Source organism: Bradyrhizobium sp. Y36 (genome assembly GCF_002531575.1).
Taxonomy (GTDB): domain Bacteria; phylum Pseudomonadota; class Alphaproteobacteria; order Rhizobiales; family Xanthobacteraceae; genus Bradyrhizobium.
The window spans coordinates 112,071-135,299 of record NZ_NWTI01000014.1 but is presented as its reverse complement, the minus strand read 5'-3'; the positions used below and the strand labels follow the sequence as shown (position 1 = coordinate 135,299).

The 23,229-nt window shown below is 65.1% G+C and carries 21 protein-coding genes; 8 read left to right on the top strand and 13 right to left on the bottom strand.

The features are described from left to right. The first annotated feature begins 122 nt into the window (after positions 1–122). Positions 123–1,685 carry an AMP-binding protein gene (locus CO669_RS22645; protein WP_097662148.1) on the top strand — a complete coding sequence of 521 codons (1,563 nt, stop codon included), beginning with the start codon at positions 123–125 and terminating at the stop codon, positions 1,683–1,685. Between the two features lie 483 nt (positions 1,686–2,168). Here CO669_RS22645 and CO669_RS22640 read toward each other — a convergent pair whose 3' ends face one another. The 7 genes from CO669_RS22640 to CO669_RS22610 all read right to left on the bottom strand — a co-directional run bounded on the left by CO669_RS22640 (position 2,169) and on the right by CO669_RS22610 (position 7,971). After that, on the bottom strand, positions 2,169–2,942 hold the full coding sequence (locus CO669_RS22640; protein WP_097662208.1) for a thioesterase family protein: 774 nt from the start codon (positions 2,940–2,942) through the stop codon (positions 2,169–2,171). Positions 2,943–2,981: 39 nt separating this feature from the next. Further along, positions 2,982–3,950, bottom strand: a complete 969-nt coding sequence (locus CO669_RS22635) for an NAD(P)H-dependent flavin oxidoreductase (RefSeq protein ID WP_097662147.1) — start codon at positions 3,948–3,950, stop codon at positions 2,982–2,984. A 252-nt stretch (positions 3,951–4,202) separates the two neighbouring features. Then, positions 4,203–5,603: an aspartate ammonia-lyase gene (locus CO669_RS22630; RefSeq protein WP_097662146.1), complete on the bottom strand. Its 1,401-nt coding sequence runs from the start codon at positions 5,601–5,603 to the stop codon at positions 4,203–4,205. 37 nt (positions 5,604–5,640) lie between these two features. Beyond that, positions 5,641–6,180, bottom strand: coding sequence for a hypothetical protein (locus tag CO669_RS22625; protein ID WP_097662145.1), 540 nt, complete (start codon positions 6,178–6,180; stop codon positions 5,641–5,643). A gap of 153 nt (positions 6,181–6,333) precedes the next feature. Beyond that, positions 6,334–6,915: a YqaA family protein gene (locus tag CO669_RS22620; protein ID WP_097662207.1), complete on the bottom strand. Its 582-nt coding sequence runs from the start codon at positions 6,913–6,915 to the stop codon at positions 6,334–6,336. 165 nt (positions 6,916–7,080) lie between these two features. Beyond that, positions 7,081–7,485, bottom strand: a complete 405-nt coding sequence (gene hisE / locus CO669_RS22615; RefSeq protein ID WP_097662144.1) for a phosphoribosyl-ATP diphosphatase — start codon at positions 7,483–7,485, stop codon at positions 7,081–7,083. A gap of 117 nt (positions 7,486–7,602) precedes the next feature. Continuing rightward, positions 7,603–7,971: a hypothetical protein gene (locus tag CO669_RS22610; protein WP_063200312.1), complete on the bottom strand. Its 369-nt coding sequence runs from the start codon at positions 7,969–7,971 to the stop codon at positions 7,603–7,605. 226 nt (positions 7,972–8,197) lie between these two features. Here CO669_RS22610 and CO669_RS22605 point away from each other — a divergent pair, with 226 nt between their 5' ends. The 6 genes from CO669_RS22605 to CO669_RS22580 all read left to right on the top strand — a co-directional run bounded on the left by CO669_RS22605 (position 8,198) and on the right by CO669_RS22580 (position 15,840). Continuing rightward, a complete protein-coding gene (locus CO669_RS22605) occupies positions 8,198–9,250 on the top strand; it encodes an ABC transporter substrate-binding protein (protein WP_097662143.1) in 1,053 nt (350 codons plus the stop codon). Positions 9,251–9,335: 85 nt separating this feature from the next. Beyond that, positions 9,336–11,132 (top strand): glucan ABC transporter ATP-binding protein/ permease, encoded by a 1,797-nt coding sequence (locus tag CO669_RS22600; protein ID WP_097662142.1) that lies wholly within the window; start codon positions 9,336–9,338, stop codon positions 11,130–11,132. Between the two features lie 190 nt (positions 11,133–11,322). Next, on the top strand, positions 11,323–12,801 hold the full coding sequence (locus CO669_RS22595) for a D-alanyl-D-alanine carboxypeptidase family protein (RefSeq protein ID WP_097662141.1): 1,479 nt from the start codon (positions 11,323–11,325) through the stop codon (positions 12,799–12,801). A gap of 189 nt (positions 12,802–12,990) precedes the next feature. Continuing rightward, a complete protein-coding gene (locus tag CO669_RS22590) occupies positions 12,991–14,676 on the top strand; it encodes a long-chain fatty acid--CoA ligase (protein ID WP_097662140.1) in 1,686 nt (561 codons plus the stop codon). A 15-nt stretch (positions 14,677–14,691) separates the two neighbouring features. Next, positions 14,692–15,246 carry a DUF924 family protein gene (locus tag CO669_RS22585; RefSeq protein WP_097662139.1) on the top strand — a complete coding sequence of 185 codons (555 nt, stop codon included), beginning with the start codon at positions 14,692–14,694 and terminating at the stop codon, positions 15,244–15,246. 108 nt (positions 15,247–15,354) lie between these two features. After that, positions 15,355–15,840: a peroxiredoxin gene (locus tag CO669_RS22580; RefSeq protein WP_097662138.1), complete on the top strand. Its 486-nt coding sequence runs from the start codon at positions 15,355–15,357 to the stop codon at positions 15,838–15,840. 453 nt (positions 15,841–16,293) lie between these two features. Here CO669_RS22580 and rnhA read toward each other — a convergent pair whose 3' ends face one another. From rnhA to ispH, 3 genes are read right to left on the bottom strand one after another with little or no spacing between them, the layout of a single operon-like run. Next, positions 16,294–16,758, bottom strand: a complete 465-nt coding sequence (gene rnhA / locus CO669_RS22575; protein ID WP_097662137.1) for a ribonuclease HI — start codon at positions 16,756–16,758, stop codon at positions 16,294–16,296. Further along, a complete protein-coding gene (locus CO669_RS22570) occupies positions 16,755–17,738 on the bottom strand; it encodes a homoserine kinase (protein WP_097662136.1) in 984 nt (327 codons plus the stop codon). Before CO669_RS22570 ends, rnhA begins: the two co-directional genes overlap by 4 nt. A gap of 6 nt (positions 17,739–17,744) precedes the next feature. Beyond that, positions 17,745–18,713: a 4-hydroxy-3-methylbut-2-enyl diphosphate reductase gene (gene ispH / locus CO669_RS22565; RefSeq protein WP_097662135.1), complete on the bottom strand. Its 969-nt coding sequence runs from the start codon at positions 18,711–18,713 to the stop codon at positions 17,745–17,747. Between the two features lie 264 nt (positions 18,714–18,977). Between ispH and CO669_RS22560 the strand changes: the two genes are divergently transcribed. Beyond that, a complete protein-coding gene (locus CO669_RS22560) occupies positions 18,978–19,673 on the top strand; it encodes a DUF1013 domain-containing protein (RefSeq protein WP_198964195.1) in 696 nt (231 codons plus the stop codon). Between the two features lie 157 nt (positions 19,674–19,830). On the opposite strand, the gene CO669_RS22555 is transcribed toward CO669_RS22560, so the two are convergent. From CO669_RS22555 to CO669_RS22545, 3 genes are all read right to left on the bottom strand, one after another. Further along, positions 19,831–20,577 carry an OmpW/AlkL family protein gene (locus tag CO669_RS22555; RefSeq protein ID WP_097662133.1) on the bottom strand — a complete coding sequence of 249 codons (747 nt, stop codon included), beginning with the start codon at positions 20,575–20,577 and terminating at the stop codon, positions 19,831–19,833. A 192-nt stretch (positions 20,578–20,769) separates the two neighbouring features. Then, positions 20,770–21,039, bottom strand: coding sequence for a hypothetical protein (locus CO669_RS22550; RefSeq protein WP_097662132.1), 270 nt, complete (start codon positions 21,037–21,039; stop codon positions 20,770–20,772). A 233-nt stretch (positions 21,040–21,272) separates the two neighbouring features. Continuing rightward, a complete protein-coding gene (locus CO669_RS22545; RefSeq protein WP_097662131.1) occupies positions 21,273–23,183 on the bottom strand; it encodes a propionyl-CoA synthetase in 1,911 nt (636 codons plus the stop codon). Between the last annotated feature and the right edge of the window lie 46 nt (positions 23,184–23,229).

The window sequence follows — 23,229 nt, the reverse complement described above, 5'->3', positions numbered from 1 at the left end:
AATCTCCTCGTCACGCATGCCTCCCTCGCGCGGGCTTTGTCGTTTCCTCCCGCGGTCTCTGTGCTAGCGTCATCGGCAACATTGGCACGTCAGAAGCCGGTGACAAAGCAACGAGGAAACATATGTCCGATCCGCTCCACGCATCGTCCCCGACTTGCGCGCAGACGCTACGGGCGCTGTCGCGCTATCCCGGCCGCACCGCTTTCGCATGGCCCGGGGGATCGCTGAGCTATCAAGGCACGATCGACCTGATCGGACGCATCCAGGGCGTGTTCATGCGGCTCGGATTGCAAGCCGGCGCGCGCGTCGCTTTCCTCACCGCGAACCGCGCCGACACCTGGTGCGCCGGCGTCGCGGCGCAATTGTCGCGGCTCTGCATCACCTGGCTGCATCCGTTGGGATCGCTGGAGGACCAGCTGTTCCAGCTCGAGGATTCCGAGGCCGAGATGCTGGTGGTCGATGCGGCCGCCTTCCGCGACCGCGGCGGCGAGCTCGCCGCGAAAGCGAGCCGGCTGAAGGCGGTCTTCACCATGGGGCCGGCCGGCTATGGTGTCGATCTGCTGCGGGCGATCGAGATCGAAGGCCACGCCAGCGCGCTGTGCCTCGCCGGCGCCGACGATCTTTCCACACTGAACTACACCGGCGGCACCACCGGCAAATCCAAGGGCGCGCTGCGCTATCACCGCGAGAATGCCGGAGCCGCCGCCGCGATCCTCGCCGATTTCGAGATTCCCGACGCGGCACGCTATCTCACGGTCGCCCCGATCAGCCATGTCGCCGGCACGAAGGTGCTGCCGACCCTGATGCGTGGCGGCACCGTGCACATGCTCAAAGGATTCGATCCCGAGGCCGTGCTGGCCACGATTGCGCGCGAGCGCATCAACTTCACGCTGTTCGTGCCGACCATGATCTATGTGCTGCTCGATCATCCCGCGCTTGATGAGACCGACCTCTCCTCGCTCGAGCTGGTGCTCTACGGGGCGTCGGCGATGTCGCCGAGCCGGCTGGTCGAAGGCATCGAGCGCATCGGGCCGGTGTTCTCGCAGCTCTACGGCCAGACCGAATGCTATCCGGTCTCGGTGCTGCGCAAGGCGGATCACGATCCCAGGACGCCGGAGCTGTTCCTGTCCTGCGGCTTCCCGATCGCGGCCTGCGAGGTCAAGATTCTCGGCGACGACGATCAGGAAGTGAAGACGGGCGAAGCCGGCGAGATCTGCGTGCGCGCACCGCATGTGATGGCGGAATACTGGAAGCGGCCCGACATCACCGCCGAGACATTGAAGAACGGTTGGGTCCACACCGGCGACATCGCGCGCCGGGACGAGCGCGGCTACATGTTCATCCTCGACCGCAAGAAGGACATGATCGTCTCCGGCGGCTTCAACATCTTCCCGCGCGAGGTCGAGGACGTGCTGTCGCAACATGCGGACGTCGCCATGGTCGCGGTCGTCGGCATCCCCGACGAGAAATGGGGCGAGGCCGTCACCGCCATCGTCGTGCCGCGCGAGGGCGCAAGGCCCGATCCGGACGAGCTGATCAACATGGTCAAGACCCGGAAAGGCTCCGCCCATGCGCCCAAGCAGATCCAGTTCGTCAAGCAGCTGCCGATGACCGGCGTCGGCAAGGTCGACAAGAAGGTGCTGCGCGCGGGCTTCTGGAGCGGCCGGGACCGTATGGTGGGGTAATTAATCCGGGATTCTACGGGGCCGTTGTGGCCCCGGCACCACAGCCCGCGACGGAGTGCGCGCCGGCGAGCCCCGCGCGATTGCCGGCGAATCGGGGAATCACCTAGACCGCTGACGGGGCTGGGAAGCGGAGTAAGCTATGAGAGTCGCTTCCCTGGAAAGTGCAGTCGCCGCGGTCACGTTGATCACGGCTATCATCGTGGTGCTGTGGGAGATCAAGATCTTCTACGGAATGTGAACTGGCAGGATGCGTGCGCCGAGCAAGAGCTCGCGACCGGGCATCCCTTCCGCGGCGGCGGAAGCCAGCCGTTCAAGCCCGCGATACGCGACGCAGCTCTTACACGATCGGTGTCATCGCCCGGCGAAGACCGGGCGATCCAGTATCCCAGAGACAGTCGTTGTTGAATCGAGAGGCCGCGGCGTACTGGATGCCCCGCTTTCGCGGAGCATGACAGCGAGAATGACGCACTGACTTCGCGCCCCTCACCGCTTCTCGATCACGAGACTTTGCACCGCGCGGCCGAAATAGCCCTGCCGGTCCGCCAGCCGCGACATCGCGAGGCCCGCGCCATCGGGACCGATCCAGGACTCGCCGTCGAGCAAAATCCACTCGCCGACAGGCTGGCGCGCAAAGCTCACGGTGAGATCGGCGTTGATGTAGGTCCAGGCGCGGAAATCGAGCGTCGAGGCGGTGCCGTTGGAGAAATCGGCGGCGACCACGGCGCGCATGGCCTGCGAGATCGCTTCGCCTTCGATCAGCGGATGATCGACGCGAAACCAGATCGCGCCGGCACCGGCTTGACCGAAACGGCCACGCGCGGCGCGCATCGAGACCGATCGTACGAACGGGCTGGTGGCGGCGTGGCCGTCCTCAACCAGAGAGTCTTCCGGCGACGGCAATGTGACCGGCAGCTCCGCGACGTCGGCGGGCAGGATCAGCGCCTGACGCCTGATCTTCAGCACGGTGGCGCCGACGACCTGCACGCCATCGGCCAGCAGCTTGATCGCGCAGAGCTGGATCTTGCGGCCTTCACGCAAGACCTCAGTCACGATCGTGAGCGGCGCCACCGGCACCGGGCGCATCAGATCGATGGTGACGCGCGCGATGTCCATCGGAGCAGGCGTCGGGATGCGCTCGGCCGCCCACGTCACCAGCGACGCCGGCGCCGATCCGTGCTGCATGCGCCTGTCCCAGGGACCGGCGGCATCCGGGCTGGTGACGACGCTATTGCCCTCGACGCGGTAGATGGCGGTCATCGTTTCACCGTGGCGCATGAGAGATGCGGACGCCGCCGCTCACAGCGGCGGATCGATCGCTTCGTCATATTCCTTCTTGAAGCGCGCGATCAGCTCGGCCGCGGGAAGGACCTTGTCGATGCTGCCGATGCCCTGTCCGGAGCCCCAGATCTCCTTCCAGGCCTTCGGCTTGGCGCGTTCGCCGGAGGCGTCGGTGCCGAAATTCATCTTGGAGGGATCGGAGGTCGGAAGATTCTCCGGATCCATGCCGGCGGCCAGGATCGACGGCTTCAGATAGTTGCCGTGCACGCCGGTGAAGAGGTTGGAATAGACGATGTCGTCGGCCGTCGAGCCCGCGATCATCTCCTTGTACTTCTCGATCGCGTTGGCCTCCTTGGTGGCGATGAAGGCCGAGCCGATATAGGCGAAATCGGCCCCCAGGATGCGCGCGGCGCGGATCGCCTTGCCGTTGCCGATCGCACCCGACAGCGCGATCGGACCGTCGAACCACTTTCGCGTTTCGGCAACGAAGGCGAGCGGCGAGATGGTGCCGGCATGGCCGCCGGCGCCGGCCGCGACCAGGATCAGGCCGTCGGCGCCCTTCTCGATCGCCTTGTGGGCGAATTTCTGGTTGATCACGTCGTGGAAGACGATGCCGCCCCAGCCGTGCACCGCCTGGTTCAGCTCCTCGCGCGCGCCGAGCGAGGAGATGACCATCGGCACCTTGTACTTGGCGCAGAGCTGCATGTCGTGGTCGAGCCGGTTGTTCGACTTGTGCACGATCTGGTTGACCGCGAACGGCGCCGACGGCTTGTCGGGATGGGCGCGGTCATAGGCCGCGAGCTCCTCGGTGATGCGTGCCAGCCATTCGTCGAGCAGCTCCGGCGGCCGCGCGTTCAGCGCCGGAAACGAGCCGACCACCCCCGCCTTGCACTGCGCGATCACGAGATCGGGCACCGAGATGATGAAGAGCGGCGAGCCGATCACGGGGATCGACAGGCGCCCTTTGAACAAGGCAGGCATGGACATTGCGAAACGATCCTCTATTGGCCGGTCAATGGCAGGTTGGTCGCCATACCAACAAGGCAATCTTTCCACTGTCAAGTATTGCGTTTTGCCGCCGGAGCGGATGCGACGGGCGCAATTCCAAGGAACGGAATTCGTGTCCCGTCATTCCGGGGCGACCCGCAGCGTCGAGCCCGGAATCCATCGGGCCTCAGCGCACGCTGCAAAATGGATTCCGGGCTCGCGCTTCGCGCGCCCCGGAATGACAGCGAACGCCTACCCGATCAGATCCGGGTTGATCAGCCGCTCGAACGAGAACATCTCGTCCCACTTCTCCTGTGTCAGCAGCTTGCGTTCGACCACGACGATCTGGTGCAGCGACTTGCCGCTCTTGTATCCTTCGCGCGCGATCTCGGCGCACTGCTTGTAGCCGAGCAGCGGCTTCAGCACGGTGACGATGCCGAGCGAGTTCAGCACCATGTTGCGGGTGTGCTCCTCGTTGGCGGTGATGCCGACGACGCAATTCTCGCGCAGGCTGTTCACCGCGCGCTCCATGGTGCGGATCGAGAAGAACAGCGCAAACGAGATCACCGGCTCCATCACGTTGAGCTGAAGCTGGCCGGCGGAGGCGGCGAGCGTCACCGTGGTGTCGAGGCCGATGACGAGGAAGCTGGTCTGGTTGACGACCTCGGGGATCACAGGATTGACCTTGCCCGGCATGATCGAGGAGCCCGGCTGCAGCTGCGGCAGGTTGATCTCGTTGAAGCCGGCGCGCGGGCCGGAGGCAAGCAGGCGGATGTCGTTGCAGATCTTCGTCAGCTTGCTCGCCGTGCGCTTCAGGACGCCCGAGAGCTGCACATAGGCGCCGGTGTCCGAGGTCGCCTCGACGAGATCGCCGGCGAGGATGAAGTCGACGCCGGTGAGTGCGCTCAGATGCCGGACCGCGAGCTTGGGATAGCCGACCGCGGCCGTGACGGAGGTGCCGATCGCGGTGGCGCCGAGATTGATCTCGCGCAGCAGCGCCCGCGCTTCGGAGATGCGGTCCACCTCCTCGCCGATCGTGGTGCCCCAGCCACGGAATTCGGCCCCCAGCGACATCGGCACGGCATCCTGGAGATGCGTGCGACCCATCTTCAGCACGCGGTCGAACTCGCGTCCCTTGGTGAAGAAAGCCTCCTGGAGCTGGCGCAGCGCGGTCATGTAGCTCTCGAGCCGCAGGATCAGCGCGAGGCGAAACGCGGTCGGATAGGTGTCGTTGGTCGACTGGCCGTAATTGACGTGATCGTTGGGGCTGACGTGCTGATAGTCGCCCTTGCCGAAGCCGAGCGACTCGAGCGCGAGGTTGGCGATCACCTCGTTGGCGTTCATGTTGGTGGAGGTGCCGGCGCCGCCCTGGATGAAGTCGGTGACGAACTGATCCATCATGTCGCCGGCGATGACGCGATCGCAGCCGAGGATGATGGCGCCCGCGACCTTGGCGTCGATCGCACCGAGATCGCGATTGGCCATGGCCGCGGCTTTCTTGACGTAACCAAGCGCCTTCACGAAGTAAGGCTCCTGGTTCATCGGAATGCCGGTGATGTGGAAGTTCTCCTTACCCCGGATGGTCTGGACGCCGTAGTAGATGTCGTCGGCGATCTCACGCTGTCCGAGGAAGTCCTGCTCCGTGCGGCTCATGGGCGCTCCTTGGTTGCTCGCGCGCGGCGAGATCACGTCAGTTCTGGCACAGCGCGCTCGTCACGAAAGTGTCGGTGCGGCAGTCGTCCGGCTTGCGTTGCCGGCCCGGGATCAGGACCTTGGCCGAGCATTTCTCGGCGGAGTCGGCATTCAGGCTCTTGCCTTCCTTGTAGCCCTTGCTCTGGCAGAGCTGGTCGGCGGCGTGCTTGCAGTCGGGGGCGCCGTTCGACGAGGCCGGACAGGCCACCCGCCCCGACACCATGGTCGAGGGCTTGGCCAGCCGCGACAGGTCGTTCATGGTCTCGCTGGGGCTTTTGATCGGCGGCAGGATCGAGGGCAGCTTGTCGAACAGCTTGCCCATTTCGTTGATCAGCCCGGGGTTTTCCTCGCGCGCCGGCGGCGCCGCAGGATCGGGGGTCGACGGCGGCGGAGCGGCTTGCGGACCCTGATCCTGCAGGCCAAGCGCCGGAGGCGCGGATTGCGGCCAGGCCGTCCCGCCGGCAGCGAGCAGAAACAGCAGCGCCGCTGACATCAGCGTCGCCAGCCGCGCCGCCGGATTGCCGGATCGAACCATCATGATGGCAACCGTAGCCGAAGCCGGCCCGGCGGCAAAGCCGCCTTGGGGTCTATTGATTGAGCATGATCTCCGCGCAAACGCGTTACGCGTTTGTCGCGAGGGAAAACCGCTTCGCACCTTGCGCTGCACGGCCCTTCGGGTCCGGATCAAGCTCTAGATCAGTTTGATGGCGATGACGAAGCCCAGCACCAGTGCCGCGGCACCGACCGCCACCACGAGACCGAGATGCTTCTCGATCTTGACGCGGATCCAGTCGCCGTAGCGGTTGAGCAGGATCGCGACGATGAAGAAGCGCCCGCCGCGCGCGATGACCGAGAACAGGACGAACAAAAGCAGATTGTAGCCGGCAAAGCCCGAGGTGATGGTGACGAGCTTGTACGGGATCGGCGTCAGCCCCTTGAGCAGGATGATCACCGCGCCCCATTCGGCGTATTTGGCACGGAAGCCGTCGACCTGATCGCCGAGCCCGTAGAGCTGGATCAGCCAATGGCCCAGCGAGTCATACAGCAGCGCGCCGATGGCGTAGCCGAGAACCCCGCCGAGCACCGAGGTCACGGTGCAGACGGCAGCATAGAGCCAGGCGCGCTGCGGGCGCGCCAGGGACATCGGGATCAGCATCACATCCGGCGGGACCGGAAAGAAGGAGCTTTCGGCGAAAGACACGATGCCCATGATCCAGAGCGCGTAGGGCTTGTGGGCGGCGTCGATGCACCAGTCGTAGATACGTTTCAGCATGGCGCCGCGATGAAGCACCATGGGACGGATTTGTCCATGCCGAGATTGAGGCGAATTATGACACTTCCAGCATGATCCGGAAAAGTGTGCGGCGGTTTTCCGAAAAGATCATGCTCAAACAAGAGGCTAAAGCACGATGGCCATTCACCCGGGTCTCATCGCGCGTTAGTGGCGCTTGCGCGCGGCACGGCCCTCGAGCGCGACAATTGGCCGCCTGGCGACCACCCGCGGTGACGCGACCTTGGGCAGCTTCATCGACGATTTCGGCAGCTTCTCGGCGATGCCGAGCATGTCTTCCCGCCGGGTCATCTCGCGCCAGACGTCCTCGGGGCGCACGCCGGCAGAGGCCCAGAGCACGGTGAGATTGTACAACAGGTCGGCGCTTTCGCGGATCACGGCGTCGGTGTCACCATTGACGGCATCGATCACGACCTCGATGGCCTCTTCGGCGAGCTTCTTTGCCATTTTGGAGGGCCCGCGCTGAAACAGCCGGGCCGTACGCGATGTTGCCGGATCAAGGTCTCTGGCCGCGAGCACAGCCAGATATAGCCGCTCAAGCGAATCACTCATGATACAAAAAACTACTCTAAACAAATGGCGAGCGTGTTAACGCACGGCAATAAAAGCAGAAAACAGGCCGCCGCGGCAAGCGCGACAGCCTGTTCAGGTTAAACTCGGTCGCCCTGCTTAGTAGCAGGTCGAGATATTGCCCTGGCCGCCCTGGGCGGACTGGTAGGGGCCGCCGCAACGGTGGTACGGGCGCGGGCCGATATAGGAGTCGCCGCCGTAATAGACCGGGCCTTCGTCATAGTAGACCGGGCCGCCGCCATAATAGGCGGGAGCGTCATAGGCATAGGCGTCACGCGTGGCGGCGATCGCAAGGCCGGTGCCGATGGCGCCGGCGATAGCCGCGCCGGCAAAGGCCGCGCCACCTCCGCCATGCCAGTGGCGACCGCCGGCATAGGAGGCAGTGGGGGCGACCGCGGTTAGCGCCAACACCGCGGCAGTGGCGAGAACGGCCTTGCGGCCGGTAAACTTCGAAAAGCTGTCAAACATGTCCTGGACCCTCCTTGGGACCTCGAATGGTGCCTGCAGACAAGGCTCATGTCTTTCAAACACGCACCGCCACATTGGGTTCCCAACCCCAACACAAGCTGAACGGGGTTGCGTAATCGTGACGCAACCGCCGCTCATCCTGCGTTCATGTTGGCAGGGGGAGACTGATCGCCAGCCGGCGCTGCGAGCGTCACCAAACCATAACAATGCGGGACCGGCGCAACTGATGTCGAAATTCAAGACCACGGCCCTTCGTTGCCTGCTGGCTCTCTCGATTTCGCTTGCAACGCTCGTTGCACGCGGTGTCAGCGCGGCCGAGACCGTTGCGCCGCCCTCCGTCGCGATTCACTTCACCTTCGACCGCCCGCTCGACGCCAGCATGGCGCCGTTCTTCCTTGCGGCGAAGGACGGCAGGTTCGGCGCCGAGCATCTCAACGTGTCCTTCGGCAGCGCGAGCGGATCGCCTGAGGCGCTCGCACGCGTCGCCAAGGGCGACAGCGAGCTCGCACTCGTCGACATCAACGAGCTGATCCGGTTTCGCGACAAGGACGATGCGGCGCCGGTCAAGGCGGTGTTCGTGCTGTTCAACCGCGCGCCCTACGCGATCGTCGCGCGCAAGAGCCGCGGCATCAATGTCTTGCCCGATCTCGACGGCAAGACCGTCGGCGTTGCCGACGGCGACCTGTCGATGCGGCTATGGCCGGCGCTGGCGCAGCAGAACGGCATCAAGACGTCGCACCTCAAATTCCACAAGATCAGCGCCGCCGTCCGCGAGCCGATCCTGTCCGCGGGACAGGTCGATGCCGTCGCGGGCTTCAGCTATCTCTCCGCGGTGAACCTGCGTGATCGCGGCGTGCCCGGAGCCGATCTCGTCGTGCTGCGCTATGCCGACTATGGCTGCGAGGCCTACGGTTTCGCCGTGGTGGCCAATGCCGCCTTCGCCGCAGCAAAGCCGGATGCCGTGAAGGGCTTCATCAGCGCCCTGATTGCCGGCATCGCCGCGACCGTCAAGGAGCCGGCACGGGCAGCGGACGAGGCCGCAAGCCGCATCGACGGGGGTGACCGCGACCTCGAGCTCGAACGCCTGCGCACCGTCCTCTCCGACAACATCCTCACCGACGAGGTCAGGCGCAACGGTCTCGGCGGCATCGATCCACGGCGCTGGGAGCGCTCGGTCGACCAGATCGCGCTGGACTTCAAATTCCGCAAGCGGCCGACCGTGGCCGACATCTTCGACGACCGGTTCCTGCCGCCGGTCGCGGCGCGGCTGGTCAATTGAGCAAAACCCGTAGCTTCCACTGTATCTCGCAGGCGATCCCTGCTTAGAATACGGGTCCCGCCATTTGCCTGAGTTGCCGGTCCGCATGACTATTTTCAGCCTCTACACCCGCGTTCTCGAGCTGCTTGGCAAGGAGGCGCGGCTGGGCTGGCTGCTGGCGTTTGCCAATCTCCTGCTGGCCGCCTCGCAGTTCGCCGAGCCCGTGCTGTTCGGCCGGATCGTCGACGTGCTCTCCGGCAAGACGGTGGCCGGCTCGAACTCGGCCTGGCCGTTCCTCATCGCCTGGGTCGCGTTCGGGCTCTTCACCATTCTGTGCAGCGCGCTCGTGGCCTTGCAGGCGGACCGACTCTCGCACCGGCAGCGCCAGGCGGTGCTGACCGACTATTTCGAGCACATCCTGCAACTGCCGCTGACCTTCCACTCCGGCACCCATTCGGGCCGGCTGATGAAGGTGATGCTCAACGGAACCGACGCCCTGTGGCGGCTGTGGCTCGGCTTCTTCCGCGAGCACTTCGCCGCGATCCTCTCGGTCGTGGTGCTGCTGCCGCTGTCGCTCTACCTGAACTGGCGGCTGGCGATCCTCCTGTTCGTGCTCTGCATCGTCTTCACCGCGCTGACGACCTTCGTGGTGCGCAAGACCTTCGGCATGCAGATGGAGGTCGAGGAGCACTACAGCGAGCTGTCCGCGCGCGCATCCGACGCGCTCGGCAACGTCGCGCTGGTGCAGAGCTTCGTCCGTGTCGAATCCGAGGTGAAGGGCCTGCGCTCCGTCGCCGACGATCTGCTGGCCGCGCAGATGCCGGTGCTGTCGTGGTGGGCGCTCGTCACCGTCATCACGCGCGCCTCCACCACCATCACGGTGCTCGCGATCTTCTCGCTCGGCATCGCCCTACACGACCAGGGGCTGACTTCCGTCGGCGAGATCGTGATGTTCGTGAGCTTCGCGACGATGCTGATCCAGAAGCTCGAGCAGGTCGTGAGCTTCATCAACAACGTGTTCATGGAAGCGCCGCGGCTGCGCGAATTCTTCAATGTGCTCGACGCCGTGCCCGCGGTGCACGACCGGCCCGACGCGATCGATGCCGGCAGGCTGTCCGGCCTCGTCGAGTTCAACGACGTCACCTTCTCCTATGACGGCAAGCGGCCGGCGATCGAGGATCTCACCTTCACCGCGCTGCCCGGCCAGACCATCGCACTGGTCGGCCCGACCGGTGCCGGCAAATCGACCGCGATCGCGCTGCTGCATCGCGCCTTCGATCCGCAATCCGGCTTCATCAAGATCGACGGCATGGACGTGCGCGGCGTGACGCTGACCTCGCTGCGACGGAACATCGGCGTCGTGTTCCAGGAAGCGCTGCTGTTCAACCGCTCGATCGCGGAGAACCTACGCGTCGGCAAGCCGGATGCGACCGAGGCCGAGATGCGCAAGGCGGCGGAGCGCGCCCAGGCGCTCGAGTTCATCGAGCGCAGCGGCGGGTTCGAGACCAATGCCGGCGAGCGCGGCCGCATGCTGTCCGGCGGCGAGCGGCAGCGCCTGTCGATCGCCCGCGCACTGCTGAAGGACCCGCCGATCCTGATCCTGGACGAAGCCACCAGCGCACTCGACGCCGTCACCGAGGCCAAGGTGAACGCCGCTCTCGACGAAGTGATGAAGGGCCGCACCACTTTCGTGATCGCCCATCGCCTCTCCACCATCCGCAATGCCACGCGGATCCTGGTGTTCGAGAACGGCCGCGTGATCGAAGGCGGAACCTTCGATGAACTCGTGGCCAAAGGCGGCCATTTTGCCGAGCTCGCGAGGGCCCAGTTCATGGTGCAGGACGGCGCACGGGCCAGCGTGACGGCGTCTGAGGCTGCCGCGACGGCTGCCAAATCGCCCTAGCAAGTCCCCACAGTACCGTCGAAATTCGGCCTATTTCATTGCGGAATACCACACTGAGCCCCCTATTCTCGACGCACCAGCCGGTATAGGTTTGCGGCGCCGCAAGCGGCGGCGCTTAAATTTCAGAACCGACAATCAGATCACGAGCACCGCCCGTATCAGGCGGGTCTCCAAGGACCGGAATCGGATAGTGCACGCCCTACGCCCGCTGCTTCGCAAATCCTTGTTCAACCTGTTCGCTGCGACGCTCGCCTGTGCCGCGCTGCTTGCGCCGCGCGCGGCGAGCGCCGAGGCGCTGCTGCTGATCGAGGCCGATAGCGGCAAGGTGTTGCAGGCCGATAATGCGACGGTTCCCTGGTATCCGGCCTCCGTCACCAAGATCATGACGGCCTATGTGACGCTGAAGGCGGTCAAGGACGGCAAGCTCACGCTCGACACGCTGCTCACGGTTTCGCCGACGGCCGCCTCGCAATCGCCCTCGAAGATGGGGTTCCGTCCGGGAACGCAGCTCACCGTCGACAACGCGCTGAAGATGATGATGGTCAAGTCGGCGAACGACATGGCCGTGGTGCTGGCCGAAGGCGTCGGCGGCTCGATCGACGGCTTCTCCGCGATGATGAACGACACCGCGCGAAAGCTCGGCATGACGCAGACCAGCTACGTCAACCCGAACGGCCTGCCCGCCGACGGTCAGATCACCTCGGCGCGCGATCTCGGCATCCTCGCGCGCTCGTTCCTGCGCGACCTGCCGGAATACGAATATTTCGTGCACATCCCGGCAATCCGCTTCGGCAAGCGCGTCACCGGTAATTTCAACAAGCTGATCGGCCGTTATCCCGGCGCCGATGGTTTCAAGACCGGCTTCATCTGCGCGTCCGGCTACAATCTCGTGGCGTCGGCCACGCGCAACGGCCGCCGGCTGATCGCGGTGGTGCTCGGCTCCAATTCCGGCACGGCGCGCGCGGTGAAGGCGGCGCAGCTGCTGGAGCGCGGCTTCAGCCAGGATAATCTGACGTGGCTGCGCCCCTCGCTCGGCACGGTCGAGAACCTCGTGCCGGTCGACGCCTCGCCGCCGAACCTGCGCGACGAGATGTGCGGCCCGCACCGCAAGCGGCCGGCCAGCGACGACGACGATGCACTTATTGCGGCCAATGGCAGCCCATCAGGATCGGCCTCTGCGACCGGCGGCGAAGCCCAGGTGACCTTCTTCACCGCCGGCCTGCAGCCGCCGCTGATGAAGGCCTCCGAGCTGATGGCCTCGGCGCCGGCGGCGACCGAGCCCGTGCTGGTCTATACCGGCCCGACCCGCACCGGCACCGCCCTGATCGCGGCAGTCGCGGCCGATGCCGACCAGCAGGCGGCGTCCAAGCCGCGTGGCAAGAAGTCGCGCGTCGCCAAGAAGCCCGATGCGGCCGACAAGCCCAAGGACGCTGGCAAGGACACCAAGACGGCGGCGGCGAAGCCGGCCGACGCCAAGAGCGGCGGCAAGAGCGACGCCAAGAACGACACCAAGACTGCCGCGAAGCCGGCGGCGCCCAAGCATGCGGCAGCTCCAGCCAAGCACGATACGCCGGCAAGACCCGCCGAGAAGCCTGCGGCCAGCGGCGAGCAGAAGTCCGCCAAACCCAAGGCGGCGACCAAGCCCGCCAAGCCGGCCAACAACAGTTAACGGCGCCGTTCACCGCGACGGCCGGCGCTTCGCACCTGCGGCAGCGCCGGTTGCCATGATTCCAGTAGCCACTCCCCGACCTTTGCCCTAAGCCTCCAGCGCTTGCCACCCGATCCGACAGGTTCGATACTGGCGGTAATGAGGCAAGCCCGAGACACAACGGGCTCTGGTAGATGAGGGGAGTTTTCCATGGAGCGCATCTGGCTCAAGCAATATCCGCCCGGCGTGCCTGCCGATATCGAGCCGACCCAATACGCATCGCTGGTCGACCTGCTGGAGGAGAGCTTCGCCAAGTTCGCCGACCGCAAGGCGTTCATCTGCATGGACAAGTCGATCAGCTACCGCGACCTCGACCAGATGTCGGTCGCGCTGGCCGCCTATCTGCAGGGCCGCGGCCTGCAGCGCGGTGCCCGCGTCGCCATCATGATGCCGAACGTGCTGCAATACCCGGTCGCGACCGCGGCTGTGCTCCGCGCCGGCTTCGCGGTGGTCAACGTCAATCCGCTCTACACGCCGCGTGAGCTCGAGCACCAGCTCAAGGATTCCGGCGCTGAAGCCATCATCGTGCTGGAGAACTTCGCCCACACCGTCGAGCAGGTGATCGCCAAGACCCCGGTGAAGCACGTCATCGTCGCCAGCATGGGCGACCTGCTCGGCTTCAAGGGCGTGATCGTCAATCTCGTCGTTCGCCGCGTCAAGAAGATGGTACCGGCGTGGTCGCTGCCCGGCTCGGTCGCCTTCAACGATGCGCTGTCCGCCGGCCGCGGCATGGCCTTCAACAAGCCAAAACTGTCGCCGGGCGACGTCGCCTTCCTGCAATATACCGGCGGCACCACCGGCGTCTCCAAGGGCGCCACCCTGCTTCACCGCAACATCGTCGCCAACGTCCTGCAGAACGACGCCTGGCTGCAGCCGGCGCTCGCAGCGCCGCCGCATGTCGACCAGCTCATGATCGTCTGCGCGCTGCCGCTCTATCACATCTTCGCGCTGACGGCCTGCTACCTGCTCGCGGTGCGCGCCGGCGGCTGCAATCTGCTGATCCCCAACCCGCGCGACATCCCGGGCTTCGTCAAGGAGCTCGCGAAGTATCAGGTCAACAGCTTCCCGGCCGTCAACACGCTCTACAACGGCCTGATGCACCATCCCGATTTCAAGAAGCTCGACTTCTCCAAGCTGAAGATCTCCAACGGTGGCGGCATGGCGGTGCAGCGGCCCGTCGCCGATCAATGGAAGGCGATCACCGGCTGCTTCATCGCTGAGGGTTACGGCCTGTCGGAGACGTCGCCGACGTTGACCTGCAATCCGGCAACCGCAACCGAGTTCACGGGGACGATCGGCATCCCCGTGCCGTCGACCTACATCTCGATCCGCGACGACGACGGCAACGAAGTCCCGCTCGGCCAGGCCGGCGAGATCTGCGCCAAGGGCCCGCAAGTGATGTCGGGCTACTGGAACAGGCCCGAGGACACCGCCAAGGTGATGACCGCGGACGGCTATTTCCGCACCGGCGACATCGGCATCATGGACGAGAAGGGCTACACCAAGATCGTCGACCGGAAGAAGGACATGATCCTGGTCTCCGGCTTCAACGTCTATCCCAACGAGGTCGAGGAAGTGATCGCGAGCCATCCAGGCGTGCTCGAATGCGCCGTGATCGGCATCCCCGATTCCAAGTCGGGCGAAGCGGTGAAGGCCTTCGTGGTGAAGAAGGATCAAAACCTCACCGCCGAGGCGGTGATCAAGTTCTGTCACGAGCAGCTCACCGGCTACAAGGTGCCCAAGCACATCGAATTCCGCACCGACCTGCCGAAGACCAATGTCGGCAAGATCCTGCGCCGCGAGCTGCGCGACGAGAAGAAGGCTCAGGCGGCGTAAACACGTCTCCGGTTCATGACCGCGGTCGGCGACGTCACACCATCAGCCGTCCTCGCCTTCTGGCGCGAGGCCGGCCGCGAGCGCTGGTACGAGCGCAGCGACGCTTTCGACGCCGAGGTCCGGCGCCGCTTTCTCTCGCTCTGGCAGCAGGCCAGCGCCGGCGAGCTGGCGTCCTGGGAAGACAGCGACGATGGCGCGCTGGCGCTCGTCATCGTGCTCGACCAATTCCCGCGCAACATGTTCCGCGGCACGCCCCAGGCCTTTGCCAGCGACGGCCTGGCGCGCGACGTCGCCCGCCGCGCCATCGCGCGAGGTGTCGATGCCAGGGTCGATCCGGTCCTGCTCGAATTCCTCTATCTGCCCTTCATGCATTCGGAGCACCTGCCCGACCAGCTGCATTGCATCGCGCTGTTTCAGAACACCGGGAATGCCGAAAACCTGAAATATGCGCGGGAGCACGCCGACATCATCCAGCGGTTCGGCCGGTTTCCCCACCGCAATCACCTTCTCGGCCGCGACACCACCGAGGAGGAGCGGGCCTTCCTCGACAATGGCGGCTTTGCCGGCTGATGACATCATGGTGAAGGGGCTACGCCCTCGCCATCTCGCCCGCCGGCAATATTGTGCAGGCCCGCCGCACGGTCTAAAAAGCGGGACCGACATTCAGGGAGACTGACGATGGCGATCCAGACTGGCGACAAGCTGCCCGAGGCGAAATTCCGCGTGATGACGGCGGACGGTCCGCAGGTGAAGACCACCGACGATATCTTCAAGGGCAAGAAGGTGGCGCTGTTCGCGGTGCCCGGCGCCTACACCGGCACCTGCCACAAGATGCATCTGCCGAGCATCTTCCTCAACGCCTATGCCATGAAGGACAAGGGCGTCGACACCATCGCCATCGTCTCGGTCAACGACGCTTTCGTCATGAACGCCTGGAAGCGCGACACCGACCAGCGCGACGAGGCGATCTTCCTCGCCGACGGCAATGCCGACTTCGCCAAGGCGATCGGCATGGAGCTCGATGCCTCCGGCAACGGCCTCGGCATCCGCTCCAAGCGCTATTCGATGCTGGTCGAGGACGGCGTGGTCAAGAAGCTGAACCTCGAGGCGATGCCCGGCAAGGTCGAGGTGTCCGGCGGCGATACGCTGCTGGGGCAGCTCTGAGGCTTTACCTGTAGGGGCTGTCACCGCTTACAGCCGCAAATGACACTGTCATGCCCCGCGAAGGCGGGGCATCCAGTATTCCAGAGACGGCAATTGTTGAATCGAGGGGCCGCGGCGTACTGGATCGCCCGCCGTCGCGGGCGATGACGGCGGAAAACGTAGTCGCGCCGGTGCCCTACTCCGCCATCCGCTGCTGCAACCTCGCCTTCACGATCCCGTCGCGCGCAAGCTGAAAGGTCGAGGTGTCCGGCGGCGATACGCTGCTGGGGCAGCTCTGAGGCTTTACCTGTAGGGCTGTCACCGCTTACAGCCGCAAATGACACTGCCATGCCCCGCGAAGGCGGGGCATGACAGTGTTCCAGAGACCGCAATTGTTGAATCGAGGGGCCGCGGCGTACTGGATCGCCCGCCTTCGCGGGCGATGACGGCGGAAAACGTAGTCACGCCGGTGCCCTACTCCGCCACCCGCTGCTGCAACCTCGCCTTCACGATCCCGTCGCGCGCAAGCTGATCCGCCCGCTCATTCTCGGGATGGCCGGCGTGGCCCTTGACCCAATGCCAGCGAACCTCGTGCGCTTTCAGCGCGGCATCGAGGCGCTGCCACAGCTCGACATTCTTCACCGGCTTCTTGTCGGCGGTGCGCCAGCCGTTGCGCTTCCAGCCGTGGATCCAACCGGTGATGCCCTGTCGGACATATTGGCTGTCGGTGTAGAGATCGACCGTGCACGGCTTCTTCAGCGCTTCCAGCGCGGAGATCGCCGCCATCAATTCCATCTGGTTGTTGGTGGTGTGGCGCTCGCCGCCGTTCAGCTCTTTTTCCTTGTCGCCGAACTTGAGGATCGCGCCCCAGCCGCCCGGCCCGGGATTCCCCGAGCAGGCGCCGTCGGTATAGATCGTGACATTGGGAAGCTCGCTCACGCGACCAGTCCTGACGGCATCAGCCCGTAGTCGCGCGCGCTCGTCACGCTCTGGTGGAAGCGCAGCTTGCGGACATATTCCAACGGATCCTTCGGCTTGACGAGGGCGCCTTCGGGCACGTTGAGCCAGTCGACCAGCCTCGTCAGCAGGAAGCGGATCGCAGCGCCGCGCGCCAGCAGCGGCAGCGCGGCCTCTTCGGCTTCCGAGAGCTTGCGCACCCGGCCATAGGCGTTGAGAAAGGCGCGCGCCTTGGTGACGTTGAAGGAATGATCCGGCTCGAAGCACCAGGCGTTGAGGCAGATCGCGACGTCATAGGCCAGCATGTCGTTGCAGGCGAAGGTGAAGTCGATGATCCCGGAAAGCCTGTCGCCGAGAAAGAAGACGTTGTCGTTGAAGAGGTCGGCGTGGATCACGCCCTCCGGCAGGTCGGTCGGCCAGACGCCCCCCGAGAGATAATCGAGCTCGGTGGCGAGGAAGTCGCGCAGGCCCGGCTGCACCTCGTCGGCGCGGGCCGAGGCCGCATCGAACAACGGCCGCCAGCCCGCAACCGACAGCGCATTGGCGCGCCGAACCGCAAAGTTCGCGCCGGCCAGATGCATCCTTGCCAGCCCCTCGCCGACGCCGGCGCAATGGGCCACGTTCGGCTTGCGCGGCCACATGCCTTCGAGAAAGGTGATGATCGCCGCAGGCCGTCCCGACAGCTCGCGCAGCGCCTCGCCGTCTCTCGCCTTGACCGGCAACGGACAGCTCACCCCGTGCTCGGCCAGATGGGTCATCAGCGCGAGGAAGAACGGCAAATCGTTCTTCGCCACGCGCTTTTCGTAGAGCGTGAGGATGAACGACCCCTGGCTGGTGTGCAGCAGGAAGTTGGTGTTCTCGACGCCCTCGGCGATGCCCTTGTAGGAGAGCAGTTCGCCGAGATCATATTGCTTCAGGAAATCCGCGAGTTCATCGGCGGCAACGTCGGTGTAGACCGCCATAAAAGTCTACTCGGCGGCAGCTTCGGGGCGCACCTGACGCGGCAGCGGGAAGAACTCGTTCTCTTCCGCGGCAGAGACCGTCTCGACATGCAGCGTGAAGCGCTCGGCGAAGGCATCCATGATCTCTTCGACGATGACTTCCGGAGCCGAGGCGCCCGCGGTGATGCCGAGGCTCTTGATGTTGTCGAACCTGGTCCAGTCGAGGTCGGCGGCGCGCTGCGCCAGCACCGCGATCTTGCAGCCCTCGCGCTCGGCGACCTCGCGCAGGCGCTGCGAGTTCGACGAGTTCGGCGCACCGACGACGATCAAGGCGTCCACCACCGGCGCCACCTTCTTCACCGCGAGCTGGCGGTTGGTGGTGGCGTAGCAGATGTCTTCCTTGTGCGGGCCGTTGATGTTCGGGAACCGCTCCTTGAGCAGCGCCACGATCTCCGCAGTGTCGTCGATCGACAGCGTGGTCTGGGTCACGAAGGCGAGGTTGTTCGGGTCCTTCGGCGAGATCGTCTTGGCGTCCTCGGCGGTCTCGATCAGGGTCACGGCGCCGGTCGGAAGCTGGCCGAGCGTGCCGACCACCTCGGGGTGATGGGAATGGCCGATCAGGAAGATCTCGCGGCCGCGCTTGAAGTGGATCGCGGCCTCGCGATGCACCTTGGTCACCAGCGGGCAGGTCGCATCCAGCGAGAACAGATTGCGGGAGGTGGCGTCAGCCGGAACCGACTTCGGCACGCCATGGGCCGAGAAGACCACCGGAGCGGTGGTATTCTCGGGGATTTCGGCGAGCTCCTCGACGAAGATAGCGCCCTTCTTCTTCAACCCGTCGACGACGTACTTGTTGTGCACAATCTCGTGGCGAACATAGACGGGGGCGCCGTACTTATCGAGCGCCCGTTCCACGGTGTCGATCGCCCGGACCACCCCGGCACAGAAGCCGCGGGGAGAACAAAGCACGATCTTGAGGTCTGGTTTGGCTGACATTGAGCGATCTCGGGACCGAATCACCCGTTTCGCCTTCTGGCGGGGGCGGTCGATGGATGGAATGGGGCTTAAACGGCCGGCTAGAACTATACCGCGATTTCTTAGGGAATTGGGCCCCCTTTCGGGCGCTGTCAAGGCACTATCTATAGCAGAACCATTGCGTGGCCACCCCCTCCGGGCTTATATAGCCCGAATTCCCTGTCATCGCTGATGACCACCGGTTTCGCCTCCAGAGGGGTGGGCGAAGCACAAAGGAGATTTGCCATGAGCAACGCACCTCTGATGCCCAAGGCGACCGCCGTCTGGCTGCTCGACAACACCGCGCTGACCTTCGACCAGGTCGCCGATTTCACCAAGATGCATCCCCTCGAGGTGCGCGCGATTGCCGACGGCGATGCCGCCCAGGGCATCAAGGGCATGGACCCCCTCTCCAATGGCCAGCTGACCCGCGAGGAGATCGAAAAGGGCGAGAAGAACCCGGATTACCGGCTCCGCCTCCAGGAGAGCAAGGTGGTGCTGCCGCCCCAGCCCAAGCGCAAGGGCCCGCGCTACACCCCGGTTTCGCGCCGCCACGAGCGCCCGAGCGCCATCCTCTGGCTGCTGCGCAGCCACCCGGAGCTCAAGGATGCCCAGGTCATGCGCCTCGTCGGCACCACCAAGAGCACCATCGCCAGCGTGCGCGACCGCACCCACTGGAACACGTCCCAGCTGACCCCGATCGACCCTGTCACCCTCGGCCTCTGCTCGCAGATCGAGCTCGATTTCGAAGTGGCGCGCGCGGCCAAGGAAAAGCCGATCGACGCAGCCTATGGCGGCGCCACGCTGCTGCCGGCCTCCGAGACCACCAAGAAGGACGAGTTCGAGCCGGCCGAGCGCTCGAGCGACGACCTCAACGTCGATGCCGTGTTCGCCAAGCTGAAGACGCTCGGCGGCAAGAAGCAGGAAGACGAGGAGGAATAGGATTTCCTTCGTCGTTTGCGACCAAACGCAAAAAGCGCGGCAGGGAAACCTGCCGCGCTTTTGTTTTGTGTACCCTACCCTCGGTGTCGTCCCCGCCTAGTGCGCAATTGCGCGATAGGCGGGGACGACAGTGGAATCTGTCGCTATAGCAACGTCCTCAGAACTTGTACGTCACACCCGCGCCGACCAGCCACGGATCGATATGGGCGGTGCCGGTGACCGGCAGGCCGGAGACGGTCGCGCTGTAATCCGGACGCAGCCAGAGCTTCTTGACGTCGACGTTGAGACCCCAGTGCCGGTCGATCATGTAGTCGAAGCCGAACTGCACGGCGCCGCCCCAGGCGTTGCTGACATGCAGGTTGGTGGTGGTGGCGACGATCGCGGGCGGACCGGCGATTGCGGCCGGCGCATTGGCGGCGGAATTGTTGAAGAACACGGTGTAGTTCACGCCGGCACCGATATACGGCTTGAACGCGCCGAACTGGTCGAAGTGATATTGCAGCGTCAGCGTCGGCGGCAGCAGCGTGGTCTTGCCGATCGGCAAATTCGCGAGCGAGCCGGTGCCGCTGATCGAGTGCCGGGTCACGCCGAGGATCAGCTCGGCCGCGATGTTCTTGGTGAAGAAATAGCTGATGTCGAGCTCGGGGACGGCCTGGTCGCTGATCGACAGGCCGGAATTCGGCGAGGACAGCGAAGGCACGCCCGCCACATTGACGGTCGAGCCGCCGGCGTCCGGCAACACGCCGAGCACGCGCAGGCGCACCATCCACGGATTGAACGCCTCCACCGGCGGCGGCGCCTTCTTGTAAACCGGCAAATCGGCAGCCTGCGCCGATGCAAACGTGCCCGCGATCATCGCGCCGAGCGTCGCAAGCCGCGCCAGGTTTCTTGTCGTTCTCTGCATTTCAGTCCCCTTCAGCCATCTCTCGCGCGTCGTTGCGCGACATGAGCGTCAGAGCAGAAAGGGACCGCTGAAGGATTTGACTTCGATCAATTCAGGCAAACCTCGCCACGATTTGGCCATGGCGTTGCAGATGTGTCACGAAATGGACGCCGGCGAGATGTCCGGCGCGGCAAGATAATGCCGCCAGGCGCATCACGGGCGGTCGGGATGATTCAGCATGTATTCGCCGAGATCGCGCTGGCGGCGGTCCGCGCGCGCGGTCGCGGCGTTGCGCTGCACGTCGCGGTCCTTGCGGCAGGCCACATATTCCGGCGAGCCCTGCGCATAGCCCCGGCTCTGGCAGACCGCGTCATCGTCGTCGCCGCCCACTGCCACCGGCGTCTGATAGCGCGCGGAGCAGGCGGAAAGGGCGATAGCGAGCAGGGCAGCTGCGAGAAAGCGCGGCGCGGCGGCGAGTGGCATACGAGGTCCCCTGTTGGCCGGCCCTGTTTAGCGCGGAATGCGGAGATTGTAAGTCCCCGGACGCCGTTCCAACCACTGTCATTCCCCGCGAAGGCGGGGGATCCAGTACGCCGCGGCCTATCGACTCCAGCAGCGCCGTCTCTGGAATACTGGATCGCCCGCCTGCGCGGGCGATGACAGCGGAAAGTGGTGAGACAGCGTTGCATCTCACGCGCATGACCGCCAGAGCCCCCTCACACCCGCCCCTTCAGCGCCTCCCCGATCTCGTCGAGCGCCTTGGGATCCTCGATCGTCGCCGGCATGGTCCAGGTGTCGCCGTCGGCGATCTTCTTGATGGTGCCGCGCAGGATCTTGCCGGAGCGCGTCTTGGGCAGGCGGCCGACGGTGATGGCGAGCTTGAAGGCCGCGACCGGGCCGAGCTTGTCGCGCACCAGCGCGATGATCTCCTTTTCGATCTCGCTCGGAGCACGCTTCACGCCGGCCTTGAGCACCAGGAATCCGCAGGGCACCTCGCCCTTGATCGCATCCTTGACGCCGAGCACGGCGCATTCGGCGACATCGGGATGCGAGGCCAGGATCTCCTCCATGCCGCCGGTGGAGAGCCGATGGCCGGCAACGTTGATGATGTCGTCGGTGCGGCCCATGACGAAGACGTAACCGTCCTCGTCCTTGTAGCCGGCGTCCGAGGTTTTGTAATAGCCGGGGAATTCGCTCAAGTACGCTTCCTTGAAGCGCGCATCCTGATTCCACAGCGTCGGCAGGCAGCCGGGCGGCATCGGCAGCTTGATGACGATCGAGCCCATGGTGTTGGGCCCGACCGGCTTGGCCGCCTCGTCCACCACGTCGACCTGATAGCCCGGCATCGGCACCGTCGGCGAGCCGTGCTTCACCGGCAGCATGCCGAGCCCGACCGGATTGCCGGCGATGCACCAGCCGGTCTCGGTCTGCCACCAATGGTCGATCACCGGCACCTTCAGCTGCGCCTCCGCCCATTCCACCGTCGGCGGATCGGCCCGCTCGCCGGCGAGGAACAGGGTGCGGAATTTCGAGAGGTCGTATTGCCGGATGAACTTTCCTTCCGGGTCGTCCTTCCGGATCGCGCGGAACGCGGTCGGCGCGGTGAAGAAGGCAACCGCCTTGTGCTCCGAGATCACGCGCCAGAACGCGCCGGCATCGGGCGTGCCGACCGGCTTGCCCTCGTACATGATTGTCGTCGCGCCGTGCAGCAGCGGGCCGTAGACGATGTAGCTGTGGCCGACCACCCAGCCGATGTCGGAGCCGCACCACCACACCTCGCCCGGCTTGACGCCGTAGAGGTTGAACATCGACCATTTCACGGCGACGAGATGGCCGCCATTGTCGCGCACGACGCCCTTGGGGATACCCGTGGTGCCCGAGGTGTAGAGGATGTAGAGCGGATCGGTGGCGGCAACAGGCACGCAGGGCGCCTTCTTGCCGTCGTTCAGCGCCTTGCGGCGCAGGCTCGCCCAATCATAGTCTCGGCCCGGGGTCATGTCGCAGGTGAGCTGCGGACGTTGCAGCACGATGCAGGCCTTGGGCTTGCTGCCGGCCAGCTTGATCGCCTCGTCGAGCAGCGGCTTGTACTGCACGATGCGCCCGGGCTCGATGCCGCAGCTGGCGGAGAGGATGAGTTTCGGCTGCGCGTCGTCGATGCGGGTGGCGAGCTCCTTGGCGGCAAAGCCGCCGAATACCACCGAGTGCACCGCGCCGATCCGTGCGCAGGCGAGCATCGCGACCACGGCCTCCGGCACCATCGGCATATAGAGAATGACGCGATCGCCCTTGGCGACGCCAAAATCCTGCATGATGGCGCCAAGCGCCTGCACCTCGTTCAGCAGCTCGGCATAGGTCAGCCTGGTGGTGCTGCCCGTCAGCGGCGAATCATGGATCAGCGCGACCTGGTCGGCGCGGCCGCGTTCGACATGGCGGTCGAGCGCATTGTAGCAGGTGTTGACGACGCCGCCGGTGAACCAGCGGCCGTAGGTTCCCTGGCTGGCATCGAAGATCGTCTTGGGCGGCTCGATCCAGTCGATCTCCTTCGCCGCCTCGGCCCAGAAGCCCTCGGGGTCCGCGAGCGAGCGCGCATGGACCTCGTAATAGAGACTCTTGCCCTGGACATTCATTCCCGCGCTCCCGTTCCCTTTCTTGGCCTAGCCCCGACCCTCATGG